Origin of the sequence: Pseudomonas sp. UBA4617 (assembly GCF_002386445.1) — a bacterium.
Classification (GTDB): Bacteria; Pseudomonadota; Gammaproteobacteria; order Pseudomonadales; family Pseudomonadaceae; genus Aquipseudomonas.
In genome coordinates this window covers 162,310-172,113 of sequence record NZ_DGIR01000019.1, presented here as the reverse complement: position 1 = coordinate 172,113, position 9,804 = coordinate 162,310, and the positions used below count along the sequence as shown (strand labels likewise).

General features: G+C 62.9%; 8 protein-coding genes and 1 tRNA gene. 4 read left to right on the top strand and 5 right to left on the bottom strand.

Annotated elements, in window-relative coordinates; genetic code table 11:
* The first annotated feature begins 421 nt into the window (after positions 1-421).
* Positions 422-1,864 carry a magnesium transporter gene (mgtE, locus tag B4L76_RS07720; protein ID WP_170031207.1) on the top strand — a complete coding sequence of 481 codons (1,443 nt, stop codon included), beginning with the start codon at positions 422-424 and terminating at the stop codon, positions 1,862-1,864.
* A gap of 128 nt (positions 1,865-1,992) precedes the next feature.
* Here mgtE and B4L76_RS07715 read toward each other — a convergent pair whose 3' ends face one another.
* Positions 1,993-2,319, bottom strand: coding sequence for an Arc family DNA-binding protein (locus B4L76_RS07715; protein WP_060480503.1), 327 nt, complete (start codon positions 2,317-2,319; stop codon positions 1,993-1,995).
* Between the two features lie 345 nt (positions 2,320-2,664).
* Between B4L76_RS07715 and phnN the strand changes: the two genes are divergently transcribed.
* The 3 genes from phnN (at position 2,665) to B4L76_RS07700 (ending at position 4,655) form a co-directional block, all read left to right on the top strand.
* Positions 2,665-3,258 (top strand): phosphonate metabolism protein/1,5-bisphosphokinase (PRPP-forming) PhnN, encoded by a 594-nt coding sequence (gene phnN, locus B4L76_RS07710; RefSeq protein WP_296231628.1) that lies wholly within the window; start codon positions 2,665-2,667, stop codon positions 3,256-3,258.
* Between the two features lie 111 nt (positions 3,259-3,369).
* Positions 3,370-3,446, top strand: a tRNA-Arg gene (locus tag B4L76_RS07705).
* Positions 3,447-3,656: 210 nt separating this feature from the next.
* Positions 3,657-4,655: a sensor domain-containing diguanylate cyclase gene (locus B4L76_RS07700; protein WP_296231627.1), complete on the top strand. Its 999-nt coding sequence runs from the start codon at positions 3,657-3,659 to the stop codon at positions 4,653-4,655.
* Positions 4,656-4,763: 108 nt separating this feature from the next.
* On the opposite strand, the gene lpdA is transcribed toward B4L76_RS07700, so the two are convergent.
* The 4 genes from lpdA to B4L76_RS07680 are packed head-to-tail and all read right to left on the bottom strand — an operon-like array spanning position 4,764 to position 9,710.
* Positions 4,764-6,143 carry a dihydrolipoyl dehydrogenase gene (gene lpdA / locus B4L76_RS07695; RefSeq protein ID WP_296231625.1) on the bottom strand — a complete coding sequence of 460 codons (1,380 nt, stop codon included), beginning with the start codon at positions 6,141-6,143 and terminating at the stop codon, positions 4,764-4,766.
* 2 nt (positions 6,144-6,145) lie between these two features.
* A complete protein-coding gene (locus B4L76_RS07690; RefSeq protein WP_296231623.1) occupies positions 6,146-7,417 on the bottom strand; it encodes a dihydrolipoamide acetyltransferase family protein in 1,272 nt (423 codons plus the stop codon).
* On the bottom strand, positions 7,418-8,476 hold the full coding sequence (locus tag B4L76_RS07685; RefSeq protein WP_186679606.1) for an alpha-ketoacid dehydrogenase subunit beta: 1,059 nt from the start codon (positions 8,474-8,476) through the stop codon (positions 7,418-7,420).
* Between the two features lies 1 nt (position 8,477).
* Positions 8,478-9,710 carry a 3-methyl-2-oxobutanoate dehydrogenase (2-methylpropanoyl-transferring) subunit alpha gene (locus tag B4L76_RS07680; RefSeq protein ID WP_296231618.1) on the bottom strand — a complete coding sequence of 411 codons (1,233 nt, stop codon included), beginning with the start codon at positions 9,708-9,710 and terminating at the stop codon, positions 8,478-8,480.
* Positions 9,711-9,804: the final 94 nt, after the last annotated feature.

The following is a 9,804-nucleotide window of genomic DNA, read 5'->3' as shown; positions in this document are numbered from 1 at the left end:
GCCCGCTCAATTGAGCGGGCTTTTTGTTTTCTTCGCCAATGAATTGTCGGTGATGTCGATCTAAGCTCTCCTGTAGATGTTGCGTTTGGCGTTTGGCCTTTGGGGGTGCGGTAGGGCCCGAGATCGAACCCGTCAGGCATGCACATCCAGGCACAACAAATGTGCTTTAACCGCCAGACCCGCCGTCGCACTGATAGCTTCGAGCGTTGTCCCAGCTTTATTACGCAAACGATTGTTCTGGCCAAAATTTTCAGCGATCTGACCGCTCCAGCAGTGTATGATTGCGCCCGTCAGCCCCGCCGGGGCTTGTGGAAAACCACCATGGACTTACCCAGTAGTTACTCGCTAACAGGTTTCGTACAGAAAGATCTGACCGATTGATTCTCCCGGCGTGCTCCGCTGCTGGGAGTGGAGTTCGCCTATGACTGAAGTAGAAGTAAAAAAAGCGCAAGAAAGCCTGCAAGATCGCCTGGCCCAGGTGGTCGAACTGCTGCAACGCCAGCGCGTGGTCGAAGACCTGACGCACCGTCAGGAAGGTGCCCACCACGACCTGGTGGAAAACCTGGTCCACCGCCAGAACCTTGTCGAGCTGCAGCGCAAGCTGGATGACCTGCACCCCGCCGACATCGCCTACATCCTCGAAGCCTTGCCCCTGGAAGACCGCCTGACGGTCTGGCAGCTGGTGCGCTCGGATCGCGATGGCGACATCCTCCTGGAAGTTTCCGACGCAGTTCGGCAATCGCTGATCGCCGACATGGACGATCACGAGCTGCTCGCCGCCGCCAAGGAAATGGACGCCGACGAGCTGGCCGACCTGGCGCCCGAGCTGCCACGTGACGTTATCCATGAGTTGATGGAAACCCTCGATGCCCAGCAGCGCGAGCGCGTGCGATCGGCGTTGAGCTACGACGAGGAGCAGGTCGGTGCGTTGATGGACTTCGAGATGGTCACCATCCGCGAAGACGTCAGCCTGGAAGTGGTGTTGCGCTACCTGCGTCGCCTGAAAGAACTGCCGAACCACACCGACAAGCTGTTCGTGGTCGACTATGACGGCATTCTCAAGGGCGTGTTGCCGATCAAGCGCCTGCTGGTCAACGACCCGGAGAAGAAGGTCGCGGAGGTCATGGCGACCGACCCGGTGTCCTTCCACCCTGAGGAAGATGCCTATGATGCTGCGCAAGCCTTCGAACGTTATGACCTGGTGTCTGCGCCGGTGGTGGACAAGAACGAGCGCCTGATCGGCCGTCTGACCATCGACGAAATGGTCGACCTGATTCGTGAAGAAAGCGAAAGCGAAGTGCTGAACATGGCTGGTTTGCGCGAGGAGGAAGACATCTTCGCCTCGGTCTGGCGTTCGCTGCGCAACCGCTGGGCATGGCTGGCCATCAACCTGATTACCGCTTTTGTCGCTTCGCGGGTGATCGGCCTGTTCGAAGGGTCGATCGAGAAGCTGGTGGCCCTGGCCGCCCTGATGCCGATCGTGGCGGGTATCGGTGGCAACTCCGGCAACCAGACCATCACCATGATCGTGCGTGCCATGGCGCTGGACCAGGTGTCGCCAGGCAACACCAGCCGCCTGATGCGCAAGGAGCTGGCGGTATCGCTGCTCAATGGCCTGATCTGGGGTGGGGTGATCGGGGTGGTGGCGTTCTGGCTGTATGGCAGTTGGTCGCTGGGCCTGGTGATGACTGCGGCAATGACCTTGAACCTGCTGCTGGCGGCCTTGATGGGGGTATTGATTCCGATGACCTTGACGCGTTTGGGCCGCGACCCGGCAATGGGCTCCAGCGTGATGATCACTGCGGTTACCGATAGTGGCGGGTTCTTCATCTTCCTCGGCCTGGCCACTCTGTTCCTGCTGTAACCCGGTCTCTGCGGCCTGCGCGATCCTGTTCGCGAGGGGCCGCTCCTACCAGGGAACGCGTCTGTTGCAGGACCATCCGCCCACAAAAAAGCCAGCTTGCGCTGGCTTTGTCATGTTCGCCGAGTGCCTCAGGAGGCGTCGGCGGCCATTTCCACATCGTGAGCGATGAGGGCGACCAGTGCGTTCTGCTGGCGGTGGGACAGCTGGCGGAAGCGTTGCAGCAGCTCGCGCTCATGCAGGGACAGTTCAGGGCTGTCCATGCGCATGCTCAGCTCGTCACCCAACGCACCTTCCTGGATAAGGCTCTGCTCCAGGCGCGCGATGATCTCGGAGTTCATGCTGCGGTGATGGTTGCGCGCTACCTCGGCAATGCGCTCACGCATCCCGTCTGGCAGGCGGACGACGAACTTGTCAGCAGTGCGGCTCGAATAAATAGCCTGTTTCATTGGGCGCATATAAATTGACCGGATTTTGGTTCAGGGGAAGCGGTTCTCAAATTGGCCGCACGGGGTGGTAGTACGACCGTGGCGACGACAAAATGTTCAACCGCCAGTGAAAAATGGATGTTCATCTTGCCTCATGGTCGCCGTTTCCTTGGCGTCAATTCTGTGACAAATAGTGATCCGAATAAAGGCTTTTTGCCAGTACCAATTATCAGAAATGAGCACTGGTTTGAAAAGTTTTACATGCGCCGGCTGTTGGGACTGTCAGTCTTATGCTGTCAAAAACGGGCAATAAGCAGCAAAAGTCAGAGAAAAGCCCTAGAATGCGCCGGTTTCCTTCCATAGAGCATAGTGGCTATGCAACATGACGCAAGCGACCGCCGATCAGGGACAGGCCGGTTGATATACCTGGTAGGACCGTCGGGTTCCGGGAAAGATTCCCTGATCGACGCTTCACGTGAGCGACTTGCAGCCGCCGGGGTGGAAATTGCCCGTCGCGTGATTACCCGCTCGGCCGAAGCCAAGGGCGAAGCTGCCCAAGGCGTCACGGCCGAACAGTTCGAGGCGCTGCGTGCGCACGGTGCATTTGCCATGCACTGGCGTGCCAATGGCCTGGATTACGGCATTCCCCGGCAGATTGATCAATGGCTGGCGGAGGGCAGGGCAGTGCTGGTGAATGGCTCGCGGGCTTATCTGTCCGAAGCGCGCAAGCGCTACCCCGATCTTCTGGCGGTGCGGGTCCAGGTCAGGCCCGAGGTACTGCGCCAACGTTTGCACGCACGTGGCCGGGAAACCGCGGACGAAATCGAGCAGCGCCTGGCCCGTAACGACCACTTGCAGGCGATGGCCGACCCGGCGGTGCACGTGCTGGACAACTCCACGACCCTGGAGACAGCGGTCGAGGGCCTGTTCGCATTGCTGCGTGATGAAGGTGTGTTGGCGCAGGTGTAGCATTGGCAGAAAAGGATTACGCGAAAAAGCCTGGTTGAGGCATGACAAACGCAAGCATGCTGGTTAACATGCTGGCCGTCCCGCTGTGCAGCGCTCGCTGTCGGCGCTTGCGTCTCAGTAGCTCAATTGGATAGAGCATCCCCCTCCTAAGGGGAAGGTTGCAGGTTCAATTCCTGCCTGGGACGCCATTTCTCCACTTTCATGTCTCCCGCCCCGTCTTCCGCTGACGGGTATGCCAATTGTCAGCACCGAAAAAATGAGCCTGGCCGCTATTCCGATGGCGGCACGCTGGGCATATGCTTGCCCGTCAGGAAATGATCTTGCCGCCTGCGGCATCTACCACCTTGTCGGCAGCCCCTTGTTCGGAGCGCAGTTGCTGGGCATCAGGGAGAGGGTCCATGAGTCAGCAAATCGCGCCGGTACCCGCCGGCTTCAGTGAACAGCAACTGCATACCTTGTTCGAGCTGATCAGCGACGGTATCTGGGACTGGAACGCCAACACCGGCTACGTCTATCGCAACCCGGGCTGGTACGCCATGCTCGGCTACCCCAGCCATTCGCTGGCCAATTCGGTATTCACCTGGGAAAGCGTGATTCACCCTGAAGACTACCCTCGGGTAATGGCGCATTTCGAGGCCTACCTCAACCAGCGCCACGAGCGTTATCTGGTTGAATACCGCTGCCGCTGCCACGATGGCAGCTACCTGTGGATCGAAGACAGGGGCTACATCATTGCCCGTAACGAAGACGGCTCGGTGGCGCGCATGCTTGGCGCGCACCGCAACATCGATGCCGGCAAGCGCCTGGTGGCGCAGTTGCAGCAGAAGAACCTGTCGCTGGAAAGCCAGGTGGCCGAACGCACCCGCGAGCTCTCCTGGGTGAACGAGCAGTTGCAGCGCCAGCTGGAGGAAAACCGTGAGTTGGCAGAGCGCGATGCGTTGACGCGCATTGCCAACCGTTACCGGCTGGAGAAGGCCTTGCAGCTGGAATGCGAGCGCGCACAGCGTTTCCGCCAGCCGTTGGCGCTGATTGCCATGGACCTGGACGACTTCAAGCCGATCAATGACCGCTACGGCCATGCCCAGGGCGATGCAGCACTGGTGCGGGTCGCCGACAACCTGTCCACCTGCCTGCGTGAGCCGGACCTGCTGGCGCGCCTGGGTGGTGACGAGTTCGTCCTGGTGCTGCCGCAGACCTCGCTGGTTGAAGCGCTGGAGGTGGCTACGCGATTGCGCCAGGTGATGGCTGAGGTAGAGCCGGTGGGCGAGTGCCGGCTGACCATGAGCTATGGCGTGGTGCAGTGGCGACAGGGAGAAGACCCGCATGCCCTGTTGGCCCGCGCCGATCAGGCGCTGTACCGGGCCAAGGATGCCGGCAAGAACGCCATAGCCGAATAGGCAGGCACTCCCGCACCCGCCGCGCCGGGCTCAGGATCAGCGTCAGATGAAAAGGGCCCGCGGCGCCTTGGGGCGCAGCGGGCCAAGTCGGCATCGGCCGTTTCAGTGTCAGATGTGCAGGGCGTGGCCCAGGGCGCGCAATGCCGCTTCCTGTACCGCTTCGCCCAGCGTTGGGTGGGCATGGATGGTACCGGCTACATCCTCCAGGCAGGCGCCCATCTCCAGCGACTGGGCAAAGGCGGTGGACAACTCGGATACCGCCACGCCAACGGCCTGCCAACCGAGGATCAGGTGGTTGTCGCGCCGCGCGACCACGCGCACGAAGCCGCTTTTCGCTTCCAGGCTCATGGCCCGGCCATTGGCGGCAAACGGGAACTGCGCGACGATGCAGTCCAGCCCTTGCTGGCTGGCCTGCTCCGGGGTCTTGCCAACCACCACCACTTCCGGGTCGGTGAAGCACACCGCGGCTATCGCGCTGGGCTCGAAGCGACGGGTCTTGCCGGCAATGATTTCGGCGACCATCTCGCCCTGGGCCATGGCCCGGTGCGCCAGCATCGGTTCGCCCGCCACGTCACCGATGGCCCAGACGTTGCGCATGCTGGTCTGGCAGCGCTCGTCAATGGCGATGGCAGCGCCGTTCATCTTCAGGTCCAGGCATTCGAGGTTGAAACCCTGGGTGCGCGGTCGGCGGCCAACGGCCACCAGCACCTGGTCGGTCTCCAGGCGCAGTTGCCCGCCCTGGCCATCCCCGGCCAGCAGGCAGCCGCCTTCGTAGCCCTCGACGCTATGGCCCAGGTGCAACGCGATGCCCAGCTTCTTCAGCGACTCGGCAACCGGCGCAGTCAACTCGCTGTCGTAGCTCGGGAGGATGCGCTCGCGCGCTTCCACCACGCTGACCCGAGCGCCCAGCTTGCGGTAGGCAATGCCCAGTTCCAGGCCGATATAGCCACCGCCTACCACCACCAGGTGCTGCGGCAGGGCTTTCGGTGCCAGGGCCTCGGTCGAAGAAATGATCGGCCCGCCCAGCGGCAGCATTGGCAGTTCGACGCTGCTGGAACCGGTGGCCAGCAGCAGGTGTTCGCACTGGATACGCTGGCCATCGACCTCTACCTGCTTGCCGTCGAGGACCTTCGCCCAGCCGTGGATCACCTTGACTCCGTGCTTCTTCAGCAGGGCGGCCACACCCGTGGTCAGGCGGTCGACGATGCCGTCCTTCCAGGCCACGCTCTGGCTGATGTCCAGGCGTGGCGATGTGACGCTGATGCCCAGTTCCGAAGGCCCGGCGAAGCGTGAGGTCTGGTGAAACTGTTCGGCTACATGAATCAACGCCTTGGACGGGATGCAGCCGATGTTCAGGCAGGTACCGCCCAGCGCCTGGCCTTCCACCAGCACGGTGGGGATGCCCAGTTGCCCGGCGCGGATGGCAGCCACGTAGCCGCCAGGGCCGCCGCCGATGATCAACAGGGTAGTCTGGATAGTCTGTTGCATGCTCACTCCACGAACAGGCAGGCGGGTTGTTCGAGCAGGCCGCGCACGGCCTGGATGAACAGCGCGGCGTCCATGCCATCGACCACGCGGTGGTCGAACGAGCTGGACAGGTTCATCATCTTGCGCACGACGATCTGGCCGTCGATCACCACCGGCCGCTCGACCATGCGGTTGACGCCGACAATCGCCACTTCCGGGGTGTTCACCACCGGTGTGCTGACGATGCCGCCGAGGGCGCCCAGGCTGGTCAGGGTGATGGTCGAGCCCGACAGCTCCTCGCGGCTGGCCTTGTTGTTGCGCGCAGCGTTGGCCAGGCGCGAAATTTCGCTGGCATTGGCCCACAGGCTGCCCGCTTCGGCATGGCGCAGCACCGGTACCATCAGGCCGTTGTCGCCCTGGGTGGCAATGCCCACATGCACCGCGCCATGGCGGGTGATGACCTGGGCTTCGTCGTCATAGGTGGCGTTGATCTGCGGGAAGTCGCGCAGCGCCACGACCAGCGCGCGCACCAGGAACGGCAGCAGGGTCAGCTTGCCACGGCTGTCGCCATGCTTGCTGTTGAGTTGCTGGCGCAGGGCTTCCAGCGCGGTGACGTCGATTTCTTCCACATAACTGAAGTGCGCGACGCGGCGCTTGGCGTCCTGCATGCGCTGGGCGATCTTGCGGCGCAGGCCGATCACCGGTACCTGTTCGCTGTCGGTGCGCCTTGCATAGCCATTCGGCGCTTGCCCGGCAGCGCTTTGCGGTTTGCTCATGAAGGCATCGAGGTCTTCGTGCAGGATGCGCCCGGCCGGGCCGCTGCCATGCACATAACGCAGTTCGATACCGGCGTCCAGGGCGCGCTTGCGCACGGCCGGCGAGGCCAGCGGCTTGTCGCCAGGCAGGCGCGGCACGATCGGGGCTGCCTCGTGATGGACGGGCGCCTGATACGCTGCCGGTGCTGCTTGCTGCTGGGGTTCCGGTTTGCTGGCCACTGGCGCGGCGGGTGCCTCGAGCGGTTTCGCCTGCGGCACATCCACATGGTTGCCGCTGCCTTCCACCTCGATGCGGATCAGCTCGCTTCCGACCGCCATCACTTCGCCCGGCTGGCCGCCCAGGGCCAGTACCTTGCCGCTGACCGGCGAGGGAATTTCCACCGTGGCCTTGTCGGTCATGACGTCGGCCACCACCTGGTCCTCGGTGATCATGTCACCGACTTTGACGAACCATTCCACCAGCTCGACCTGCGCGATGCCTTCGCCAATGTCCGGCATCTTGATGACGTGCGTGCCCATTCAGACCTCCATGACCTTTTTCAATGCCGCACCTACCCGCGAGGGCCCTGGGAAGTAAGCCCATTCCTGCGCGTGAGGGTAGGGGGTGTCCCAACCGGTGACGCGCTCGATCGGCGCCTCCAGGTGGTGGAAGCAGTGTTCCTGCACCAGCGACACCAGTTCGGCACCGAAGCCACAGGTGCGGGTGGCCTCGTGTACCACCACGCAGCGGCCGGTCTTCTTCACCGACTCGACGATGGTGTCCAGGTCCAGCGGCCACAGGCTGCGCAGGTCGATCACTTCGGCATCGACGCCGGTTTCTTCGGCGGCCACCTGGGCCACGTACACCGTGGTGCCATAGGTCAGCACGGTCACGTCGTTGCCGGGGCGGGTAATGGCGGCCTTGTCCAGCGGCACGGTGTAGTAACCATCGGGCACGGCGCTTTGCGGGTGTTTCGACCAGGGGGTTACAGGGCGGTCGTGGTGGCCGTCGAACGGGCCGTTGTACAGGCGTTTGGGCTCGAGGAAGATCACCGGGTCGTCGCATTCGATCGAGGCGATCAGCAGACCTTTGGCGTCATAGGGGTTGGACGGCATCACGGTGCGCAGGCCGCACACCTGAGTGAACATCGCTTCAGGGCTCTGGCTGTGGGTCTGGCCGCCATAGATGCCGCCACCGCAGGGCATGCGCAGGGTCAGCGGGGCGATGAACTCGCCAGCCGAGCGGTAACGCAGGCGCGCCATTTCCGAGACGATCTGGTCGGAGGCCGGGTAGAAATAGTCGGCGAACTGGATTTCCACCACCGGGCGCAGGCCGTAGGCACCCATGCCCACGGCGGTGCCGACGATGCCGCTTTCGGAGATCGGCGCGTCGAACACACGGGACTTGCCGTATTTGTTCTGCAGGCCTTCGGTGCAACGGAACACCCCGCCGAAGTAGCCGACGTCCTGGCCATAGATCACCACATTGTCGTCGCGCTCGAGCATGACATCCATGGCCGAGCGCAGGGCCTGGATCATGGTCATGGTAGTGGTGGCCATGGCGGTTTCCGGTTTGATGCTGTTGTTATGGTCGTTCATCTCAAACCCCCAGTTCCTGGCGCTGACGGCGCAGGTGGTCGGGCATTTCCTTGTACACGTCCTCGAACATCGAGGCGGCACTGGGGATGTGACCGTTGGCCAGGGTGCCGTACTGCTCGGCTTCTTTCTGCGCGGCGATGACCGCGGCTTCGAGTTCGGCGGTGGTGGCCTGGTGTTCTTCTTCGGACCAGTGGCCGATCTTGATCAGGTGCTGCTTCAGGCGGGCGATCGGGTCACCCAGCGGGAAGTGGTTCCAGTCATCGGCGGGGCGGTACTTGGACGGGTCGTCCGAGGTCGAGTGCGGGCCGGCGCGGTAGGTGACCCACTCGATCAGGCTCGGGCCGAGGCCTCGGCGGGCACGTTCGGCGGCCCAGCGCGAGGCGGCATAGACGGCGACGAAGTCGTTGCCGTCCACCCGCAGCGAGGCGATGCCACAGCCTACGCCACGTCCGGCGAAGGTGGTCGACTCGCCACCGGCAATGGCCTGGAAGGTGGAGATCGCCCACTGGTTGTTGACCACGTTGAGGATCACCGGGGCGCGGTATACGTGAGCGAAGGTCAGGGCGGTGTGGAAGTCCGACTCGGCGGTGGCGCCGTCGCCGATCCATGCCGATGCGATCTTGGTGTCGCCCTTGATGGCCGAGGCCATGGCCCAGCCGACCGCCTGCACGAACTGGGTCGCCAGGTTGCCGCTGATGGTGAAGAAACCGGCGTCGCGCACCGAGTACATGATCGGCAGCTGGCGGCCCTTGAGCGGGTCGCGCTCGTTGGACAGCAGCTGGCAGATCATTTCTACCAGCGACACGTCGCGGGCCATCAGGATGCTTTGCTGGCGGTAGGTGGGGAAGCACATGTCGGTGCGGTTCAGCGCCAGGGCCTGGGCGCTGCCGATGGCTTCTTCACCCAGGCTCTGCATGTAGAAGGACATTTTCTTCTGGCGCTGGGCAACCACCATGCGGCTGTCGAAGATCCGCGTCTTGAGCATGGCGCGCATGCCCTGACGGAGGATCTGCGGGTCGATGTCTTCAGCCCACGGGCCTTGCGCGTTGCCTTGCTCATCGAGCACGCGGATCAGGCTATAGGACAGGTCGGCGGTGTCGGCAGCGTCGACATCGACAGGCGGTTTACGGACTTGACCTGCATCGTTCAGGCGCAGGTAGGAAAAATCGGTCTGGCAGCCTGGCCGGCCGGTAGGCTCGGGCACATGCAAACGCAGGGGGGCGTACTCGTTCATGCTTTTTACGCTCGCTCGGGTATTTGTTTTTGTGAGCTCTGAAGCGGCCGCCGCTGAGTACCGGCTTGTGACTGGTAGGTCAGCGTCCTCTACA

Excerpts from the sequence above, each read along its gene's own strand:
- mgtE (WP_170031207.1), top strand. The coding sequence starts at position 422 with ATGACTGAAGTAGAAGTAAAAAAAGCGCAAGAAAGCCTGCAAGATCGC.
- B4L76_RS07715 (WP_060480503.1), bottom strand. The coding sequence starts at position 2,319 with ATGCGCCCAATGAAACAGGCTATTTATTCGAGCCGCACTGCTGACAAG.
- phnN (WP_296231628.1), top strand. The coding sequence starts at position 2,665 with ATGCAACATGACGCAAGCGACCGCCGATCAGGGACAGGCCGGTTGATA.
- B4L76_RS07700 (WP_296231627.1), top strand. The coding sequence starts at position 3,657 with ATGAGTCAGCAAATCGCGCCGGTACCCGCCGGCTTCAGTGAACAGCAA.
- lpdA (WP_296231625.1), bottom strand. The coding sequence starts at position 6,143 with ATGCAACAGACTATCCAGACTACCCTGTTGATCATCGGCGGCGGCCCT.
- B4L76_RS07690 (WP_296231623.1), bottom strand. The coding sequence starts at position 7,417 with ATGGGCACGCACGTCATCAAGATGCCGGACATTGGCGAAGGCATCGCG.
- B4L76_RS07685 (WP_186679606.1), bottom strand. The coding sequence starts at position 8,476 with ATGAACGACCATAACAACAGCATCAAACCGGAAACCGCCATGGCCACC.
- B4L76_RS07680 (WP_296231618.1), bottom strand. The coding sequence starts at position 9,710 with ATGAACGAGTACGCCCCCCTGCGTTTGCATGTGCCCGAGCCTACCGGC.